This window comes from Streptomyces sp. bgisy130 (assembly GCF_057708345.1).
On record NZ_JBYISA010000035.1, the window covers coordinates 45,960 to 66,160 of the forward strand.

General features: G+C 72.9%; 13 protein-coding genes. 9 read left to right on the plus strand and 4 right to left on the minus strand.

Annotation, left to right across the window (positions count from 1 at the left end):
• Positions 1-31 precede the first annotated feature (31 nt).
• From AC3EUV_RS31075 to AC3EUV_RS31100, 6 genes are all read left to right on the plus strand, one after another.
• Positions 32-1,222 (plus strand): acyl-CoA dehydrogenase family protein, encoded by a 1,191-nt coding sequence (locus tag AC3EUV_RS31075; protein WP_435604377.1) that lies wholly within the window; start codon positions 32-34, stop codon positions 1,220-1,222.
• On the plus strand, positions 1,216-1,734 hold the full coding sequence (locus tag AC3EUV_RS31080) for a flavin reductase family protein (protein ID WP_435604378.1): 519 nt from the start codon (positions 1,216-1,218) through the stop codon (positions 1,732-1,734). The genes AC3EUV_RS31075 and AC3EUV_RS31080 overlap by 7 nt, the downstream gene beginning before the upstream one ends.
• Positions 1,735-1,814: 80 nt before the next feature.
• The gene (gene panD / locus AC3EUV_RS31085) at positions 1,815-2,231 is read left to right on the plus strand and encodes an aspartate 1-decarboxylase (RefSeq protein ID WP_435604379.1); all 417 of its coding nucleotides are present in this window, start codon (positions 1,815-1,817) and stop codon (positions 2,229-2,231) included.
• A 31-nt stretch (positions 2,232-2,262) separates the two neighbouring features.
• Entirely contained in the window at positions 2,263-2,997 is a 735-nt protein-coding gene (locus AC3EUV_RS31090; protein ID WP_432145291.1) for an SDR family NAD(P)-dependent oxidoreductase, read from the plus strand.
• Between the two features lie 74 nt (positions 2,998-3,071).
• The gene (locus AC3EUV_RS31095; RefSeq protein ID WP_435604380.1) at positions 3,072-3,884 is read left to right on the plus strand and encodes a phytanoyl-CoA dioxygenase family protein; all 813 of its coding nucleotides are present in this window, start codon (positions 3,072-3,074) and stop codon (positions 3,882-3,884) included.
• Positions 3,881-4,987 (plus strand): zinc-binding dehydrogenase, encoded by a 1,107-nt coding sequence (locus AC3EUV_RS31100; RefSeq protein WP_435604381.1) that lies wholly within the window; start codon positions 3,881-3,883, stop codon positions 4,985-4,987. Before AC3EUV_RS31095 ends, AC3EUV_RS31100 begins: the two co-directional genes overlap by 4 nt.
• Before the next feature lie 145 nt (positions 4,988-5,132).
• Here the strand turns inward: AC3EUV_RS31100 and AC3EUV_RS31105 are convergent, their stop codons facing one another.
• Positions 5,133-5,954 carry a helix-turn-helix domain-containing protein gene (locus AC3EUV_RS31105; protein ID WP_435604382.1) on the minus strand — a complete coding sequence of 274 codons (822 nt, stop codon included), beginning with the start codon at positions 5,952-5,954 and terminating at the stop codon, positions 5,133-5,135.
• 156 nt (positions 5,955-6,110) lie between these two features.
• Between AC3EUV_RS31105 and AC3EUV_RS31110 the strand changes: the two genes are divergently transcribed.
• The gene (locus tag AC3EUV_RS31110; protein ID WP_432145287.1) at positions 6,111-7,325 is read left to right on the plus strand and encodes an MFS transporter; all 1,215 of its coding nucleotides are present in this window, start codon (positions 6,111-6,113) and stop codon (positions 7,323-7,325) included.
• A gap of 114 nt (positions 7,326-7,439) precedes the next feature.
• On the opposite strand, the gene AC3EUV_RS31115 is transcribed toward AC3EUV_RS31110, so the two are convergent.
• Complete coding sequence (locus tag AC3EUV_RS31115) at positions 7,440-8,912, minus strand: amino acid permease (RefSeq protein ID WP_432145286.1); 1,473 nt, start codon at positions 8,910-8,912, stop codon at positions 7,440-7,442.
• A gap of 544 nt (positions 8,913-9,456) precedes the next feature.
• Between AC3EUV_RS31115 and AC3EUV_RS31120 the strand changes: the two genes are divergently transcribed.
• Both AC3EUV_RS31120 and AC3EUV_RS31125 read left to right on the plus strand, forming a co-directional pair.
• Positions 9,457-10,956, plus strand: a complete 1,500-nt coding sequence (locus AC3EUV_RS31120) for a glutamate synthase subunit beta (protein WP_432145285.1) — start codon at positions 9,457-9,459, stop codon at positions 10,954-10,956.
• Between the two features lie 313 nt (positions 10,957-11,269).
• Entirely contained in the window at positions 11,270-12,664 is a 1,395-nt protein-coding gene (locus AC3EUV_RS31125; protein WP_432145284.1) for an NsdA family TPR-like regulatory protein, read from the plus strand.
• Positions 12,665-12,876: 212 nt separating this feature from the next.
• Here AC3EUV_RS31125 and AC3EUV_RS31130 read toward each other — a convergent pair whose 3' ends face one another.
• Together AC3EUV_RS31130 and AC3EUV_RS31135 are read right to left on the minus strand one after the other, a co-directional pair.
• A complete protein-coding gene (locus AC3EUV_RS31130) occupies positions 12,877-13,401 on the minus strand; it encodes an ATP-binding protein (protein ID WP_432145283.1) in 525 nt (174 codons plus the stop codon).
• 425 nt (positions 13,402-13,826) lie between these two features.
• A complete protein-coding gene (locus AC3EUV_RS31135; protein WP_435604383.1) occupies positions 13,827-20,165 on the minus strand; it encodes an SDR family NAD(P)-dependent oxidoreductase in 6,339 nt (2,112 codons plus the stop codon).
• Positions 20,166-20,201: the final 36 nt, after the last annotated feature.

Here is a 20,201-nt window from a genome sequence, read left to right on the forward strand (position 1 = left end):
GACCGGCCGACCACCGACCCGAAGGACTTCGATGACGCTGCCGACCCCCCTCGACGATCTCCTCAAACTCGCCGCGGAGACGGGCGAACGGCTCGCCCCGCTCGCCGCGGACACCGACGCCGGACGCGACAACGGCCACGAGAGCTACCGCATCCTGCGCGAGTCCGGTCTGCTCGCCCTGCTCGCCCCCCGGGAGGCGGGCGGCGCCGGCCTCGGCTTCGGCGACTACTGGCGGGTGCTGGCCGAACTCGGCAGGCACCACGGCGCCGCCGCGCTCGGCCTCAACATGCACCATGTCGTCATCGGCGCGCTCGCCGATGCCGCCGGCACCCGGCTGCCCCCGGCCGCCGAGAGCTTCCGCGCCTGGATGCTGGACGAGGTCGTGAACGGCCGCAAGCTGTTCGCCTCCGCCACCTCCGAGGCCGGCCGCGGCGCCAAGCTCCGCGGAATGCAGACCCGTTACCGCCTCTCCGACGACGGCACCCACTACCTCCTCAGCGGCAAGAAGTCGTTCGTGTCGCTGGCCGGGGCCGCCGACTACTACGTCGTCGCGGCCGCCCCCGAGAGCGGCGCCGAGGACACCGGCGAGGCCTCGCACTTCGTCGTCGCCGCCGACGACCCCGGGGTCGGCTTCGGCACCGTGCCGCAGCTGTCCGCGATGTACGGCACCAGCACCGCCCCGATGACGCTGGACGAGGTCCCGGTGCCCCGCTCCCGGCTCTATCTCGGCGTCGAGGGCATGTCCCTGTTCAAGGTCGTCCGCGAACCGCACTGGATGGTCGCCGGCTACACCGGCGCCTATCTCGGCATCGCCGAGGCCCTCTTCCAGCACACCGTCGACCATGTCACCGCCTCGCCCGCCCGCGCGGACTCGCCCGTGGTGCAGCAGGAGCTGGGCCGGATGTCGGCCCGGCTGCGGGCCGCCCGCGCCCTGGTGCACGAGGCCGGTGATCTGGTCACCGCACAACGCGGCAGTCTGGAGGCCAACGCCATGGTGCACGCCGCCAAGTACGTGGTCGGCGAGGCCGGTCCGCAGCTCGCGCAGGACGCGCTGCGGCTGTGCGGCTCGGCCGCGATCAGCCGCAGCCATCCGCTGGAGCGGCTGATCCGCGAGGCGCAGTTCGCCCATGTGATGCCGGCCAAGCCGCAGGAGTGTCTGGAGTACCTGGGCAAGGCCGCCGTCGGGGTCAATCTCTACGACGCCCGGGCGTTCGCATGGTGACCCCCGTCCAGGACGAACTCGCGGTGACCCGGGACGCGTTCCGGGCGCTGATGAGCGCGCACCCCAGCGGTGTCGCCGTCATCACCACCGCCGACGCCGGGGGCACGCCGTACGGCTTCACCTGCACCGCGCTGTGCTCGGTCTCCCTCGACCCGCCGCAGCTGCTGGTGTGCGCGGGCAACAACGGCAGCACCCTGCCGGTGCTCGCGGCGCGCGGGGCCTTCACCGTCAACCTCCTGCACGGCGCGGGGCGGCGGGCCGCCGAGGCGTTCGCCGGGCCGGCCGCCGAGCGCTTTCGCACCGTCCCCTGGCGGCCCGCGCCCGTCACCGGCCTGCCCGCGCTGATCCAGGACGCCCGTGCCACCGCCGAGTGCCGGGTCGCCCGGCTCACCCCGGCCGGCGATCACACCATCGTGATCGGCGAGGTGCTGGGCATCCGGACGCACACCCCGGCCACCGAAGAGGCGCCGCTGCTGTACGGCATGCGCCGCTACGCCACCTGGCCGGCCTGACCCGGCCGTGCCCACCCCGCGCGGCCCCACCCGCGGCCGCGCCGTCCCTCATCCCCACCCACCCCACCTGAGGAATCCGCATGTACCGCACCCTGATGAAGTCGAAGATCCACCGTGCCACCGTCACCCAGGCCGATCTGCACTACGTCGGTTCGGTCACCGTCGACGCCGACCTGATGAAGGCCGCGAACCTGATGGCCGGCGAGAAGGTCGACATCGTCGACATCGACAACGGCGCCCGGCTGTCCACCTACGTCATCGAGGGCCCGGCCGGCTCCGGCGTCATCGGCATCAACGGCGCCGCGGCCCGGCTCATCAGCCCCGGCGACCTCGTCATCCTCATCGCCTACGCCGCCATGACGGACGACGAGGCGGCCTCCTTCGTCCCGAGCGTCGTCTTCGTCGACGCCCACAACGGCATCAGCGGCGTGGGCGGCGACCCGGCCGAGGTGCCCGAGGGCTCGGGCCTCAAGCGCGGCGACCTCGTCGCCAACTGACCGTCCACCGAGGCGACTTCAGGGAGATCTCATGACGCTCTCCGTGGTCAGCGGCGGCACCCGCGGCATCGGGCGGACACTGAGCCTCAGGCTCGCCGCCCTCGGCCACCGGGTGATCGCCCTCTACCGCGGTGACGACGCCGCCGCAGCGGAGACCGTGCAGGCCGGCGACGGCCGGATCGAGACGCTGCGCTGCGACCTCGCCCGGCCCGCGGAGGTCCGGGCGGTCGGCGCCCGGATCACCGACGGGTACGGCGCACCCGCCGTCCTCGTCAACAACGCCGGTGTCAACCGGGACCGGCCGTTCCTGTCGATGGCCGACGAGGACTGGGACACGGTGCTGGCCACGAACCTCTCCGGCCCCTTCCACCTCACCCGGGCCCTGGCGCCCGCGATGGTGGCGGCCGGCGGCGGCAGCATCGTCAATGTCGCCTCCACCACGGCGATCCGGCCCCGGGCGAACGGCGCCAACTACTGCGCGAGCAAGGCGGGCCTGCTCCAGCTCACCAAGTGCCTGGCCCTCGAACTCGCCCCGCACATCCGGGTGAACGCCCTGCTGCCGGGCTTCACCGACACCGAAGAGGTCACCGAGCGCTACCGCCTCGACGACCCGGAGCGGCTGGCCGCCGTCCTGGACACCATCCCCGGCCGCCGGCTCGGCACGGCCGAGGACATGGCCGATGCCCTCGCATTCCTGGTGACCGCCCGCAGCGGCTATGTCACCGGACAGCAACTCGTCGTCGACGGCGGGCACTTCATGGGGTGACCCCCCACCTCCCGGTCCGCTCACCCCACCGGTCCGCCCCGACGGATTCCCTCACCTCTCAGGAGAAGAACCGCATGCGACTGACCCAGCAACAGGCCGACCAGTACCACGAGCAGGGGTTCCTGCTGCTCGAATCCCTCCTGGACCCGCAGGAGGTGATCGCCCTCCGCGCCGCTTTCGCGCGCGATGCGAAGGTGCCCGGCCCGCAGGTGGTGACCGAGGACGGCGGCACGGAGGTGCGCGCGGTCTACTCCTCGCACCAGCGGCAGCCCGAGTACGCCGGACTGATCCGCGACCCGCGCATCCTGGAACCCGTCCGGCAGCTGCTCACCGACGACGTCTACATCTACCAGTTCAAGATCAACGCGAAGCCGGCGTTCGGCGGCGAGAAGTGGGCCTGGCACCAGGACTTCCTCGCCTGGCGGCTGGCCGACAACCTGCCCGCCCCGCGCCAGGTCAACATCGGCGTCTTCCTCGACGATGTCACCGAGTTCAACGGCCCGGTGATCTTCCTGCCCGGTTCGCACCGGGGCGGGCTCGTCCACGAGGGCCGCTCGGCCGCCGCCCGGTCCGAGCAGCACCTCGACCCCGACGACATCTCGCTGTCGCCGCAGCAGCTCGCCGAGCACGTCGACCGGCACGGGATGACCAGCCCCAAGGGCCCGGCCGGCTCCGTCGTGCTGTTCTCCCCGGAGATCGTGCACGGCTCGTCCCCCAATATGTCGCCGTTCGCCCGCCGGCTGCTGATCGCCACCTACAACGACACCGCCAACCTGCCGCGGCCCCAGGGCGCACCCCGTCCGGAGCATGTGGTGTGCCGCGACACCGAGCCGCTGCGGCCGCTGGCGGCCCCGTTCTCCCAGAGCCTGAGCGGGGTGACGGCATGACCGGACGCACCGGACGCGCCGTCGTCCTGGAGGAGTTCGGCCGGCCGCTGCGGCTGCGGGAGTTCCCGCTGCCCCCGGCCCCGGCCGGCGGGATGGTCGTGGCCTGCGGCTACGGCGGCATCTGCGGCACCGATCTGCATCTTCAGCAGGGCCACCTGGACATCCCCGTGCCGCTGGTCCTCGGGCACGAAGGGCTCGGCGTCATCCGGGAGTTGGGGGACGGCCTCCTCCAGGACGCCACCGGGGCCCCGCTCGCGGCCGGCGACACGGTGATGTGGGCCTCCTCGCTCGCCTGCGGGGTCTGCCCGCCCTGCCGGCTGCACCGCGAACCGACCCTGTGCGAGCGGCGCCGCACCTACGGCGTCAACCGCGCCCTCGCCGACGGGCCGGAGCTCTCCGGGGCCTGGGCCGACCACATCGTGCTCCAGCCCGGCACCACCGTGATCAAGGTCCCGGACGGCACCGACCCGCTCGCCGCCATGTCGCTGGCCTGCGCCGGTCCCACCGTGGCGCACGCGCTGTACGAGCGGCGGCCGGTGCGGCTCGGGGAGACCGTCGTGGTGCAGGGCAGCGGCCCGGTCGGGCTGGCGGCCGCCGCGTTCGCGCAGCTGGCCGGGGCCGCCAAGGTCGTGGTCGTCGGCGGTCCGGCCGGCCGGCTGGAGCGGGCCGCGGCGGCCGGCATCGGGGACGTCCACCTGAACATCGCCGACGCCGCCGATCCCCAGGAGATCCTGCGCGAGGTACGGGACGCCACCGGAGGGCACGGCGCCGACCTGGTGATCGAGTGCGCCGGGGTGCCGGCCGCCGTCGGACAGGGCCTCACCCTGGCCCGCCGGGGCGGCAGCTACTTGATCATCGGCCAGTACACGGACGCCGGGGACACCCTGATCAACCCGCACCAGATCGTCCACCGGCAGCTCGACGTGGTCGGCTCCTGGGCCTTCACCGGCGCCCATCTCGTCGAATACGTCCGGCTGCTGCCGGCCCTCACCGCCCGCTTCGACCTGGCGAGCCTGGTGACGCCGTTCCCGCTGGAACGGCACGCCGAGGCGCTCACCGCGGTCGCCGACGGGTCGGTGATGAAGGCGGTGCTCACGTCCTGACACCGCCCCCCCCTGACGCCCGCCCGCTGCCGCACCGACCCCCGCGGTGCGCAGTCGGCGCGGGCGACGGCCCGGCCGCAGCCCTCCGGCGCGGCCGGGCCGGCACCGTGTGCCCGCGCGCCCCGCCGCACGGAGCGGCGCCGGCTCACCCGGTGAGCGCCGTCAGCGCCTCCTCCGTCGCCCGGTCATCGGGAAGATAGGCCAGCAGATGGTGGCCCGGCTGGTCCACGGCGGCGAGCTTGACGTACCGCAGCCGCAGATCCCCGGCCACCGGGTGCCGGAAATGGCGGACGGCGGGGTGGAACGCCGAGGTCTCCCGGCGTCCGTACCAGCGGACCGCGTCCGGGTCGGCCAGCAGCTCCTCAGTGATCTCCGCATAGCGGCCGTCCTCCGGATGCCGGGCCGCCTTCGCCCGGAACTGGCCCAGCAGGCTCCGCGCCTCCGGCTCCCAACTGGCCAGCAGCGCGCGGGCCGGCGGCCAGCGGAACACCAGCCACAGCAGATTGCGCTGCTTGGGCGCCAGCCGCGCCAGATCGGTGAGCAGCGCCGCATACCCCGCGTTCCAGGCCAGCAGGTCCCAGTGCGGGTCGAGCACCACGGCCGGGTTCGGTGCCAGCTGCTCCACCAGCGACAGCAGATTGCGCGAGACCCATCCCGGCGACCGCTCGGCCGGCGCGGCGTGCTCCACGAACGACAGCACATGCGCGGTCTCGTCCGCGGTCAGCCGCAGCGCCCGCGCCACGGACCGCAGCACCTGCTCCGACGTACGGACCCGCCCCTGCTCCAGCCACGCGTACCAGGAGCTGCTGACCCCGGCCAGTCCGGCGACCTCCTCGCGCCGCAGGCCCGGGGTACGGCGCCGCGGTGAGCCGGGCAGCCCGACGTCGGCGGGCGCCAGCCGCTCACGGCGGGAGCGCAGGAACGCGCCCAGTTCGCGGCGCGGGCCGCCGGATCCACCGTCGTTCACGCCCCACTCCCCCCGCACCGCCGGCCGGCCGCTGGGGCTTTGGCGCCCCAGGGTGTGAGCAAGGGTAATCGGCTACGGGGTCCCGCCGGCCGGCCGCGGTGATGGGCTGGAGCCGCCGGTCCGACCACACCGGCTGTGCACGCCACAAGGAGCCCCATGGACACCGCCGACGCACCCCGCACCACTCCCCCGCCCGCTCCGGACGCCGCCACCGGCCAGGCCGCCCCGCCGCTGCCCGCCGCCTCGCTGCGCCTGCTGCGCGCGGCCGGTTTCGTCAGCAACTTCGACCGCTTCTGCATCACCCCGATGCTGCTGCTCATCGGTACGCAGCTCGGTGTCCCGCTGACCACGGTGATGCTCGCCGCCAGCGGCTACTTCCTCTCCTACGGCCTGATGCAGCCGGTCTGGGGGCTGCTGAGCGACCGGCTGGGCCGGGTGCGGGTGATGCGGATCTCGCTGGCCGGGGCCGCCGTCGCCGCCCTCTGCTCGGTGCTCGCCCCCGGCGCGACGGTGCTGATCGTGGCGCGGGTGGCGGCCGGCGCGTTCTTCGCCGCGTCCATCGCCGCGTCCATCACCTACGTCGGGGACACCGTGCCCGTCGCGGTCCGCCAGCGCCCGCTCAGCGAGCTGATGACCGCGTTCGCGCTGGGCACCGCCGTGGCCACCGTCGTCGCCGGGGCGCTGGCGCACTACGTCAGCTGGCGGCTGGTCTTCGCCCTCCCCGGGGTCATCGCCGCTTACCTGGTCGTCGCCCTGCGCCGGCTGCCGGAACCGCCGCGGGCGGCCCCCGGCGCGCTGCTCGCCCCGTTCAAGGTCGTCCTGCGGTCCCGCTGGCAGTGGTACGTCATGGCCGTCGCGATGCTCGAAGGCGCCGTCCTGCTGGGCTTCCTGACGTACCTGGCCCCGGCGCTGGAGGCCCAGGGTGCCTCGGCGACGCTGGCCGGTGCGGTGTCCGCGCTGTACGGCGTGGGCTCGATGGCCGCGGCGCAGCAGGTCAAGCGGCTGGTGGGGCGCTGGACGCCGGTGCGGCTGATCGTGGCCGGCGGGGTGCAGATGGCGGTGGCGTTCGGCCTCGCCGCGGCCAGCCGGTCGGTGCCCGCGCTGGTGGGGTGCGCGCTGCTGCTCGGCGGCGGCTGGTCGTTCATGCACTCCACGATCCAGTCCTGGGCCACCGCGCTGTCCCCGGCGGCCCGCGCCACCGGCGTCGCGATGTTCGGTGTGGCCCTCTACGTCGGCAGCGCGCTGGCCAGCGCAATCGCCGCAAGCCCCGCGGAACACCACGCCTACCGTGGGATGTTCCTGACCGCGGCGGTCCTCACCGTTCCCCTGACGGTGGCCGCCGCCGTGGGCCGGGCCCGTTACCGGAGCTGACCGGGCGGGTCCGGAACACGCCGACAGGGCGCCCAGGCTGTCTGTGCCTGGGCGCCCTGTCAGGGCTTCGACGGCGTCACGGCCGTCCGTCCGGGGCCTTGGCGGCCGCTCCGGTCAGCCGCGCGGCTGTCCGGCGGACTCCAGCTGCTTGTCCTGGGCCGTCGCCTTCGCCGCGATGTGCGGGTTGCGGGACTTGAGGATCGCCCAGCCGACCGCCAGGCACACGGCCCAGCCGGCACCGACGTACAGCGAGATGCGGCTCTCCGGGTCGATGGCGATCAGTCCGGTCACCAGGAGCAGGAACGCCACCGCGATCCAGCTGCACACCGTGCCGCCCGGTGCCGGGAAGGACGAGGCGGGCAGGCGGCCGGCGACGACCGCGCGGCGGTAGAGGATGTGGCTGATGAGGATCATCAGCCAGGTCCAGATACCGGCCGCGGTGGCCACCGACGTGACGTAGGCGAAGGCCTTCTCCGGAACGACGTAGTTGAGGATCACGCCGATGCCCATGAGGGCGGCGGAGAGGGTGATGCCGAGGGCCGGGGTCTTGGTGGAGCTCAGCTTGCCGAGGACCTTCGGGGCCTCGGAGTTGGCGGCGAGGTCGCGGAGCATGCGCCCGGTCGAGTACATACCCGAGTTGCAGGACGACAGCGCGGCGGTCAGTACGACGAAGTTGATGATCGCCGCACCGGCCGGGATGCCGATCTTCGCGAAGGCCGCCACGAACGGGCTGACGCCCGGCTGGAACTCCGTCCACTTCACGACCATGAGGATCACGCTGAGCGCACCGACGTAGAAGACGATGATGCGCCACGGCAGCGTGTTGATGGCCTTGGGCAGGGTCTTCTCCGGGTTCTCGGACTCACCCGCGGTGACGCCGACCAGCTCGACGGCCAGGTAGGCGAACATGACGCCCTGGAGGGTCATGAGGCTGGAGCCGATGCCGTTGGGGAAGATCCCGTCGTGGGCCCAGATGTTGGAGACCGCTGCGGCGTCTCCCGCCTGGCTGAAGCCGAAGGTGACGACGCCGAGACCGATCACGATCATGCCGATGAGCGCGGTGACCTTGACCATCGAGAACCAGAACTCGATCTCACCGAAGAGCTTCACCGAGATCAGGTTGGCGACGAACAGCAAGACCAGGAAGACCAGTGCGGTCACCCATTGCGGAATGTCCGGGAACCAGAAATGGACGTAGATCGCGGCGGCCGTCAGCTCGGCCATGCCGGTGACGACCCACATGAGCCAGTACGTCCAGCCCGTCACGAACCCGAAGAACGGGCCGAGGAACTCACGGGCGTACTCCGAGAAGGAACCCGAGACGGGGCGATACAGGAGCAGCTCACCGAGCGCCCGCATGATGAAGAAGACGATCACGCCGGCGAGGGCGTACATCAGGATGAGACTGGGTCCGGCCTTCGCGATGTTCGCGCCCGCGCCCAGGAAAAGGCCGACGCCGATGGCGCCGCCGATGGCGATCATCTGGACCTGACGGCTGCCGAGACCTCGCTCGTAGCCCTCTTCCGGCGCGGTGCCCGAGGCTCCGCTGCCGTCGCCGAGGTTGGTGCCGACCTGCTTTGAGGTCATGTTGTGGTGCGCCTTTCCGCTCCATGCCGACCCGCGCCTAGCTTGGCGACGGATCGGGTCTCGATCCCCCCGGATGCTGATGGAGTTGCATGCCGGCGGTCGGCCGGCTCAAGCGCCCCCTACGCGGACATGGGTGACGTCCGTCAGGTGGTCGTGAAGATGTACCACGGGCGAATTTCAGCCAGCGTGATCCAGATCACGGATCGAATTGACTAAAATCCTCTGAACAGGGCAAATTAACGGCCGCTGTGACCTAATCGATATCCGCCACAGGCAACCCACCGGGGCGATGGCCACTCCCTGCCGTTGCTTCGTCGCCCTCAGTGCACGCACTTTGTCCGATATCGCCGTGCGGCAGGTCAGCCCTCGTGAACATCGAGGGGACCGACAGCCACCGAATGGACACCCACAGCGCCTGCCCGATGGCGAGATCTGACGCATGACCGGCCCGGCAATCGCCCCCAGGGCCCAGGAAACCCGTACAAACCAGGCGTAGGCTGGCAGAACGCCTTATTGCACCGTGAGTGAGCGATGGAGGCGGTGCATGACCGACCCACACGGCTTCCTCAAAGCCCCCCGCCGGCCCGTTCCGGCACGCCCCGTCGAGGAGCGGCTGAACGACTGGAACGAGGTCTACGCGGGGCAGGCGCTGCTGCCGCTGGTGGCCGAGCAGGCGGGGCGCTGCATGGATTGCGGCATCCCGTTCTGCCACAGCGGCTGCCCGCTGGGGAACCTCATCCCCGAGTGGAACGCGTACGCGACGCGCGGCAACTGGCGGGCCGCGGCCGAGCGGCTGCATGCCACGAACAACTTCCCCGAGTTCACCGGGCGGCTGTGCCCGGCGCCGTGCGAGGACGCCTGTGTACTGGCCATCAACGCCGACCCGGTGACGATCAAGAACGTCGAGCAGACCATCGCCGACCGGAGCTGGGAGCAGGGGTTCACGGTCCCGCATCCGCCGCAGCGGCTCAGCGGGAAGAGCGTGGGGGTCATCGGCTCCGGGCCCGCGGGACTGGCGGCGGCGCAGCAGCTGACCCGTATCGGCCACACCGTCGCCGTCTACGAGCGCGCCGACCGCATCGGCGGACTGCTGCGCTACGGCATCCCCGCGTTCAAACTGGAGAAGCGGTATCTGGACCGCCGGATCGCGCAGATGCGGGACGAGGGCACCAAGTTCCGTACGGGGATGGACGTCGGCGGCGCGGTCGACGCGATCGAGCTCGGCAGGCGGCACGACGCGCTCGTGGTGGCCGTCGGGGCCATGGAGCGGCGGGAGCTGCCCGTCCCCGGGCGTGAACTGGGCGGTATCCACCAGGCGATGGAGTATCTGACCCTCGCCAACCGGGTCGGGGAGGGCGACCTCGCCGCGACACCGGTCACCGCCGAGGGCAGGCATGTGGTGATCGTCGGTGGCGGCGACACCGGCTCGGACTGTCTGGGCACCGCGCTGCGCCAGGGCGCGGCCTCCGTGGTGCAGCTGGACATCAACCCGGAGCCGGCCGACGACCGGCCGGACACCCAGCCCTGGCCCGTCTACCCGAAGGTCTACCGGATCTCGCACGCCCATGAAGAGGCCCGCGGCCGGGCGGGCACGGATCCGCGGTTCTTCTCCTCCGCCACCCTCCGGTTCGAGGGCGACGCGGCCGGCCGGGTACGCGCGCTGCATCTGACGGAGGTGGAACCGGTGGCCAGGGCGCCGCGGCCGGACACCGAGCGGGTGATCCCGGCGGAGCTGGTGCTGATCGCCCTCGGTTTCTCCGGTCCGGAACGGGGCACCGGGCTGATGACGCAGCTGGGACTGATGCTGGACGCCCGGGGGAATTTCGCCCGGGACGCCGGCTTCGCGGCCGTGCGGGGCGCGCGCCTGGCCGGGGCCGGGGCGGATGGGGTCTTCGTGGCGGGCGACGCGGGGCGCGGGCAGTCCCTGGTGGTGTGGGCCATCGCGGAGGGCCGGGCCGCCGCGGCGGCCACCGACCGCTATCTCACCGGCGCCACCGCGCTGCCGGCCCCCATCGCCCCGACGGACCGGCCGCTGGTGGCGTGACGCCGCGGGGTGCGGGGCGCCGGTCCGTACGGCTCACCCGGGCGCGTGGGCCGCGCTCGGGGTAGTGGCGGTTGTGCGCGGTGGGGTGCGCCGGGCGCCGGAGAGGACGGCAGGGGCGTGCAGGGCAGGCGCGTACGAGGGGCGGGCTTCTGGAGCCCCCTCATGCACCTTTGCTACTGGGCGCAACGCCCAGGCGGCGACTTGACTTTGGTCATGGCGATTCAGCCCCGCTTGTTGGGTATTGACTGTCCTGTCCCGTTCTCTCTGGATATGCCAACGTGAATCGTTGGCGGCATGTGCTTGGAGGCGCACCATGGCCGCCCGACCACTCGTCGCGCGTCAGACCAACCAGCGGCTGCGGTCGCTCATCCAGGAAGCCGCACTGTCCAACTCCGCCCTGGCCCGGCAGGTGAACGTCCTGGGAGAGGCGCAGGGCCTGGACCTGCGGTACGACAAGACCTCCGTGAGCCGGTGGCTGAGCGGTCAGCGGCCACGCGGCCGGGTACCCGCCATCATTGCCGAGGCGCTGAGCGGCAAACTCGGCCGCACGGTCTCGACCGAAGAAATCGGCATGGCCAACGGCAACAGCGTGACCTGCGGGGTCGGCCTCCACTTCGCGGCCACGGTGGAGGACGCGCTGGAACAGGTCCGTGAACTATGGCATATGGACGCCGAGTCCCGGGGGCTTTTGTCGCGTTCCGCCATGACCGCCTCGGCGCTGGTCGAGCCCAGCAGGGACTGGCTGATCAGCTCCCCGGACCCCCAGGTGGGCCGCGACTGGCGGCTGGGGCCGCGGGTGGGCACGAGCGATGTCGAGCTGGTCCGGTCGACCACCCGGGCGCTGGCCGAACTCGATCACCGGGTCGGCAGCGGATATGTGCGCCCGGTCATCGTCACCTGCCTCAGCAGTGTGCTGTCCGGCCTGATGGACGGGAGCTACGGGGAAGCCACCGGACGGCAACTGTTCGCCGCGGCGGCCCGGTTGACCGAGCTCGCCGGGTACACGGCGCTGGACGTCGGGCAGCCGGGGCTGGCGCAGCGGTACTACATCCAGGCGCTGCGGCTCGCGCAGGCCGCGGACGACCGGTGCTACGGCGGCTATGTGCTGGCGGCCGGGCTGAGCCATCTGGCCGTCGGGTCCGGCTGCTCCCGGGAGGCGGTACAGCTCGCCCGCGCCGCGCAGGAAGGCACCCGGGGGCAGGCCCCGCCGGCCGCGCAGGCCATGTTCTACGCGACCGAGGCCCGCGGCTACGCCATGCTCGGGGACGCGCGGATGTGCAAAATACTGGCGGACAAGGCGACCGAAGCGATGGCGCAGGTCGTTCCGGGGGACGGTCCCGAGTGGATCGGGCACTTCGACCGCGCCTATCTGGCCGACGAGTTGGCGCACTGCTACCGGGATCTGAAGCAGCCGCGGCCGGCCGCCCGGCGGGCCGAGGAGGCCCTCGCCCGGCATCCGCGGACCCGGGTACGGCGCCGTACCATCGATCTGCTGCTGCTGGCCACGGTCTTAGCGCAGGCCGGTGATGTCGAGGAGGCGTGCCGGGCCGCCGTGCAGGCGGTGGCACTGCTCGGCCGGCTGAAGTCGGCGCTGGGGGAACGGTACTTGCTGCACTTCCTGGACGAACTGCGGCCGTTCGGCGATATGACGCCGGTGCGCGAATTCGACGCCCTGGTACAGGAGAGCGGTGTGCGGGTGCCCAAGTGAGGCCCGCCCGGCGCCGGGCCGCCCGTATGGGCTGTCCCGTAAGGGCTGCCCCGCAGGGGGACACCGACGGCCGGCGGGCCCCAACCGTCCCGCGGGGAGGGGGTGCGGAGCCGGAGCCTGCCCGACCGTCGGCGGTAGGGAGCCACCCGCGCGGGGTGCGGCGGCGGAGGGGTGCCGGTCGCCGGTGGCGATCCGGCCGCCGCCAGGGGGAGTTACGGCGCCACGCCGTGCCGTACGCCGAGGGCCAGCGGCACCGCGGCCCACACGGTGCAGCTGTGGTCCGCCTCGGTCCTGCGCCCCCATCGCGCGGAGGCCCTGTCGACCAGTTCCAGACCGCGGCCGTGTTCCTGGGTCGGCCCCGGGCGGCGCATTCGGGGCACCGAGGGTGTTCCCCCGCGGTCGTGGACCTCGATGTGCAGATGGTCCTCCGACGTCCATATCCGGCAGGTGACGCGAGGGCCGGCGGAATACTGGATGGCGTTGGTGAACAGTTCCGACAGCACCAGCAGCACCAGATAGCGGGTGTCCTCGTCGTCAATGTGCTGTCCGTCGAGCCAGGAGCGCACCAGGCTCCGGCAGACCGGTACCGCCCGTTTCAGTGCCGGCATACGCAGCACCACGCGCTGCGCGGAACCCCAGCAGTCGGCGGGGACCAGAGAGTTTCTTTCGGCGGGCCAGCCGGCGATATGCCGGGCGGTCACCATGACTTCGGCCGAATGAATTGTGGTGGGTAACATGACTACCCCTTTCGTACCTGCCTCATGGACTCCGATGCCGCTCTCGCCTCATGAAGCACGCCGGCGCCATCGCTGGGTCCGTCCTGGCGGCCTTGGGAGTTCGCCGCGCCTCCGGTGTGTGCACCGGGCCGCTTAACGACCTCTTTCCCGTATCTATTCAAGCAGCGCGAGCGGCCGCCCGGGAAGGCGTACGGTGCGGCATTGGTAGCGGCCGGGGATATCGCCGACGCGAAATACTATCACCATAAGAAAACGGTTGCGCATTATTCGGCAATGCCATTGATGAAAAGGCTTTCAGTGGGCACCGGAAATCAATGCGGCGGGAATGCGGAAGAAATGCTACCGCTTCCGCGGCGGCGTGAACAGACGGACGCCCGGCGGGCTTCGGCTGCCCGCCGGGCGTACTGCCCCCGATGACCGGGGAATTACGGTGCCGTCAGTTCCAGGCCCAGTTGCTCGGCGATACCGGCGGCGAGGGCGGCCAGCGTCGGATGCTCCCACACGAAGTTCCGCGGGAGGTTCAGGTCGAAGGAGCGGTCGATGCGGGCCCGTAGCTCCATGGCCAGCAGCGAGTCGAATCCCAGGGATTTCAGCGGGGTCTGCGGGTCCAGCGAGCTCTTGCCCAGCCTCAGGACGTCGCGGACATGGCCCGCCAGATGCTCCTCCAGCGCCGCCCTGCGGGCCAGACCGGGCGGCAGCGCGGTGAGCCGGGCCCGGATGTCCTCGGTGCCGTCGGGCGCCGGGGCCTGCTCCGCCGGGGCGTCGTCGGACAGCCCGCTGAAGAAGGGGAGATGACGGCCGGCGGGCGGCAGCCAGGTGTCCGGCGGGCCGGGGAGCACCCCGGTCTGCACCCGCCGGTGCGCCAGCAGTGTCTGGAGCGCCGCCAGGCCCTGCTCGGTGGGGATGGTGCGGTAGCCGCGGCTGCTGAAGTCGGTGGCGACGCCGATCTCGCCCCACGGGCCCCAGTTGACGGCCAGCGTCGGCAGGCCCTGCGCGGAGCGCCAGGCCGCGAACCCGTCGAGCCAGGAGTTCGCCGCGGCGTAGGAGCCCTGGCCGGGGTTGCCCAGCAGCGAGGCCATCGAGGAGAACACCGCGAACCAGTCCAGCGGATGCCCGTCCGCGGCCTGGTGGAGCTGCCAGGCGCCGGCGACCTTCGGCGACCAGACCCGCTCCAGCTGGTCCTCGGCGACGTTGGCGATCACCGCGTCGTCCAGCACCATGGCGCAGTGCACCACGCCGTGCAGCCGGAAGCCGTCGGCCGCCGCCGTGGACACCAGCCGGGCGGCGACATCCGGCTCGGCGATGTCACCGAGGACCACCGACACCTTGGTGGTCTTGCCGATCACCGCGGCGAGGGTCTGCGCGACCTCGGGGGACGGGGCGGAGCGGCCGTTGAGCACGAGATGGCCGGCGCCGTGGCCCGCGAGCCACTTCGCCGTGGCCAGCCCCAGGCCGCGCAGCCCGCCGGTGACGATGTAGGCGCCGCCCTCCTGTACGGGCATGTCCATATCGGGCAGCACCGCGGGGGCCTCCCCGCTGTCGGGCACGGTCAGCACCAGCTTGCCGACATGGTCGGCGGCCGCCATCGTGCGGAACGCCGTGGTGGCCTCCGACAGCGGATACTCCGTGCAGTGCAGGGGCTTGAGCCGGCCCTCCTCGAACGCGGCGAGGACCTCCTGCCACACCGTGGCGAAGGTGTCCGGGCGGTTACGCCGCAGCTCGATCAGGTCGACGGTGCTCAGGCTGATGTTGTGCCGCAGCGGCAGCATGCCCAGCGGCGCGTCCGCCAGGATGTCGCGGACCCCCAGTTCCACGAAGCGGCCGAACGGGCGCAGGGTCTCCAGGCCCGTCCGGATGGCCGCTCCGGACAGCGAGTTGAGGACCACGTCCACCCCCTCGCCATGGGTCGCCTCGCGGGTGCGTTCGCCGAATTCCAGCGTGCGGGAGTCCATGACGTGGCGGATGCCCATGCCCCGCAGATAGCGCCGCTTGTCCTCGCTGCCGGCCGTGGCCAGCACCTCGGCACCCAGCATCCGGGCCACCGCGATGGCCGCCATACCGGTGCCGCCGGTGGCGGAGTGGATCAGCACCCGCTCCCCCGCGGCGAGCCGGGCGACCGAGCGCAGCGCGTACCAGGCGGTCAGGAAGGCGATCGGCAGCCCGGCCGCGACGGCCGGTTCGATACCGAACGGGACGGGGGCGACCGCGTCGGCGGGCACGGTCAGGAACGACCCGAACGCGCCGCCGCCGAGATCGACCGCGATCACCTCGTCGCCGACCTGCCGGTCCACCCCGTCGCCGACCGCGGTCACCACCCCGGCGCATTCGAAGCCGATGCGGTAGCGGACGTCCGTCTCGCCGGGGAGCAGGCCCATGGCCGTGAGCACATCGCGGAAGTTCAGGCCGGCGGCGGTGACCCGCACCTCGACCTCGCCGGGCCGGGGCGCGCGCCGTTCGGTGACGGCGTACTCCAGGCTCGACAGATCGCCCAGCCGGCCGGCCCGCAGCCGGAATCCGTCCACCCCGTAGCGCACGGTGCACGCGGTGGCCGCCTCCTCCTGCCCGCCGCCGGTCGCGGCGTGCTCCAGGCGGGCCACGTACCGGCCGTCGGGGCGCAGCGCGACCTCGTCGTCGTCCGCGTCCGCCAGCAGCTCCAGGGACACCTCCTCGGGGTCGGCGTCGTGCGGATCGGCGTCCACCAGCACCGGCCGGAGCTCGGGGTGTTCCAGGGCGCCGACCCGCAGCAGGCCGCGCAGGGCGCTCTGGCCGAGGTCGACCTCGTCGCCCGGCACCACGCCGCGGGCCCCGCGCGTGACGACGTACAGCCGTGGCGTGTCCGTGGTGGCGGTGAGGGCCTGGAGGGCGCCGAGGAGCCGGCGGGTGCGCCGCAGGGACTGGTCGGTGGGCTCCCCGCCGTCCGCCGGGCCGCACACCAGCACCACGCCGCGCGGGGTTTCGAGGGTGGCGGCCAGCCGCCCGGTGAGGGCGTCGCGGAAGGTGTCGAGGGAGGTGTCGTCGAGCGGCCGGTCCCAGACGACCGTACGGGCGCAGCGGGTGCGCAGTGCGGCGGCCAGCGCCTGGGCGGAGCCGTCCGCCTCGCCCACCACGACCCAACTGCCCGGCGCGTGACCGCCGTCGGGGGCCGCACGGGGGGTGGCGCGCCAGCCGATCTCCAGCAGCCAGTCGTCGACCGCCGGGGTGGCGCGGGAGGCCGCGCGCCGTGCGAAGCGCAGTCCGTTGACGACGAGCACCACGGCGCCGCTGTCGTCCAGGAGGCGCACATTCGCCACGAGGGCCTCCGGCGTGATCTCGCTGACGTGCGCGTGGCAGTACACCGCGGTCGCCGGATCACCGATCAGCCGCAGCGCCTGCATGCCCACCGGCAGCACCAGCGCCTGGTCCTCCTCGTTGATCAGCGGCGCCACGGCGAGCTGGGCGCAGACATCGAGGAGGACGGGGTGCACCGGCAGCCCGGGGGGCGGGCTGCTGGCCTTGCGCGGTACCGCGACCTCGGCCCAGAAACTGTCGTTGTGGCGACCGGCGTTCAGCCGGCGCACGCCGGTGAAGGCCGGGCCGTGTTCCAGGCCGCGCCGGCGCAGCCCGGCGTAGAGGTCGGCCGGCTCGACGGACAGCGGGTGGCGCCGGCTCATGTCCTCGACGGACCGGGGCCGCAGCTCGGGCCGGACGCTGAGCCGGTGCAGCACCGCGTCGGCCTGCGCCTCCCAGTCGCCGTTCTCGTTCCGGGCGAGGATCTGGCACTCGGCCCGGTCCGGTGCGGTCATCGTGACGACGGTGGAGACCTCGGTGTCCGCCGCCAGCCGCAGCAGCTGCTTGAAGTGGATCTCGGTGACCTCCACTTCGTGCGGTGCCGCGCCGAAGGCCTCGCAGGCCACCGAGAGGGCCAGCCCGCAGTGCGCCGCCCCGGGGAAGACGGCGTTGCCGTGCACCCGGTGGTCGGCGAGCCAGGGCAGCGCGCCGGTACCGGCGTCGGCCCGCCAGCAGTGCCGCACGGGCTCGCCGGGGAATTCGGTGTGGTGGCCGGGCAACTGGGCCCGGGGGGCCTCGGCGAGGGCCGGGGGCTGCGGGGGGTCGGCCCAGTGGTGGCGGCGGTCGAAGGTGACGGTGGGCACGTCCACCAGCTCGCCCCCGGCGTAGAGGTGCCGCCAGTTCACCGGCACCCCGGCGCAGTGCAGCGCGGCGAGCTGGGTCCGCAGCGTGGACTGGTCGTCCTCGTCGCGGCGCAGCGTGGGCAGCACGACGGGGTCCGCGACGAGACCGGCCAGGCTGCTGGCGGCGGAGTGGGTGACCACGGGGTGCGGGGAGACCTCGACATAGACCACATGCCGGTCGGCGGCCGCGGCGGCGACCGCCTCGGCGAACCGCACCGGGCGGCGCAGGTTGTCGCACCAGTAGTCGGCGTCGAAGGACGGGGTCTCCCCGGGGTCGACGACCGTCGAGTAGAACGGCACCTTGGGCTGCCGCGGCGCGAGTCCGGCCAGCGCCGAGCGCAGCGCCGGCAGCACCGGGTCCACCAGCGGACAGTGCGAGGCGACGTCCACCGCGATCGGGAACACCGGGATCTTCCGGGCCTCCCAGGCGGCGGCCAGCCGGCTCACCTCGGTGGTCCGCCCGGCCACGACGGTGGAGTCGGGCGCCGAGAGGACGGCGACCGACACCGTGTCGGCCGCACTGTCGGCGAGTTCGGCGCGCACCGTGTCGGCGTCCAGCGCGACGCTGAGCATGCTGCCGCTGCCGGCGATATCGCTGAGCAGTCCGGAGCGCCGGCAGATCACCCGCACCCCGTCGGCCAGGGTCAGCGCCCCGGCCACCACCGCCGCGGCGACCTCGCCCATGGAGTGGCCGATCACCGCGGCGGGTTCGACGCCGTACGCGCGCCAGGTGGCGGCGAGGGCGACCTGGAGGGCGAACAGCACCGGCTGCACCGTGCCGCAGCCCTGGACGGGTCTGCCCTGCCGCACCACATCGAGCACCGACACCTCGCTCTGCGCCCTGATGAGCTCGTCGAGCTCGGTCAGCGCGTCGAGGAAGGCCGGTTCGGTCCTCAGCAGTCCGCGTGCCATGCCGGGCCACTGGGAGCCCTGGCCGGAGAACACCCACACCGGCTGCCGCTCGACCGCGGCGGCCACCGAGCCGGTCACCACCGCCGGGTGCCGCTCCCCGGACGCGAAGGCCCGCAGCGAGCCGATGAGTTCCCGGCGCGCGGAGGTCACCACGCCCATCCGGCCGCGGCCCGCGCAGCGCCGCAGGGCCAGGGTGTGCGCGATATCGCGGAGCGGCACGTTGGCGCCGTCGCCCTCCATCCAGTCCGCGAGGCGGGTGGCGGCGGTCGGCAGCACGTCCGGGGAGCCGGCCGACACCAGGAAGACCTCGGAGGTCGTCGGGGTGGGCCGGCCGAGGTCCTCGCCGGGGGCGGGCCGCCGTTCCGGGGCCTGTTCGAGCACGACATGGGCGTTGGTCCCCGAGAAGCCGAAGGAGGACACGGCGGCCAGCCGGGTGGCGGTGCGCAGCGGCCAGGAGGTCAGTTCGGTGGGGACGAAGAAGCGGGTGCCCCCGGGGGTGATCGCCGGGTTCCAGCGCCGGAAGTGCAGATTCGCCGGGATGGTGCCGCGCTGGAGGCACAGCACGCTCTTGATCAGCCCGGTGACCCCGGCGGCCGGTTCCAGGTGGCCGACGTTGGTCTTCACCGACGTCAGGGCACACCGGCCCGGCCCGTAGCCGTAGACCTCGGCGAGGCTGGCGAACTCGATCGGGTCGCCCACGGGGGTGCCGGTGCCGTGGGTCTCCACCATCCCCACGTCCCGCGGGTCGACCCCGGCCTGGGCGAGGGCGTCCAGATACAGGGCCCGCTGGGCGGTCACCGACGGTGCCGCCAGGCCCTCGGACGAGCCGTCCTGGTTCGTCGCCGAGCCGCGCAGCACCGCCAGCACCCGGTCGCCGTCCCGTACCGCGTCGGCCATGCGCTTGAGCACCACGACGCCGCAGCCCTCGCCGCGGACGAACCCGTCGGCGTCGGCGTCGAAGGTCCGGCAGCGTCCGCCGGCCGACAGCATGCCCATACGGGCGAAGGACCGGGTGATGCGCGGCTGGAAGCTCAGCGTGACGCCGCCGGCGAGCGCGACCTCGCACTCACCGGCGGCCAGGGCCCGGCGGGCCAGGTGCACGGCCACCAGGGAGGAGGAGCAGGCGGTGTCCAGCGCCACACACGGCCCGTGCAGACCGAGCAGGTAGGAGATCCGGCCGGCCGCCACACAGTGCCCGTTGGTCAGAATCGAGCCCTCCAACTCCTGTGGCTGACCGGCCAGTTGGTCCATGTAGTCGCTGTAGCTGATCCCGGCGAAGACGCCCGTGCGGGTGCCGTTCATCCGGTCCGGCGGGAGACCGGCGTGTTCCAGGGCCTCCCAGGTGACCTCCAGCAGCAGACGGTGCTGGGGGTCCAGGACGTCGGCCTCGCCGCCCGCGACGCCGAAGAAGGCGGCGTCGAAGCCGGTCACCTCGCGTAGATAGCCGCCCTGACGGGGCGTCGGTGCCCGGCTCCCCGGACCCGGGGAGCCCTCGGGAACCAGGCGCCGGCGCTCCGCGGGCAGCTCGCCGACGGCGTCGCGCCCGTCGGCCAGCAGCCGCCACAGGGCCGCGGGCGAATCGGTGTCGCCGGGGAGCCGGCAGCCCATGCCGATCACGGCGACGGGCTCTGTCTCGTGGGGGGGTTGTGACTCGGCGTCCGAGCCGTGCATGTCGTTGCTCATCGGGGTCTCCGTACGTGGGAGGTGATCTGCCCGTGG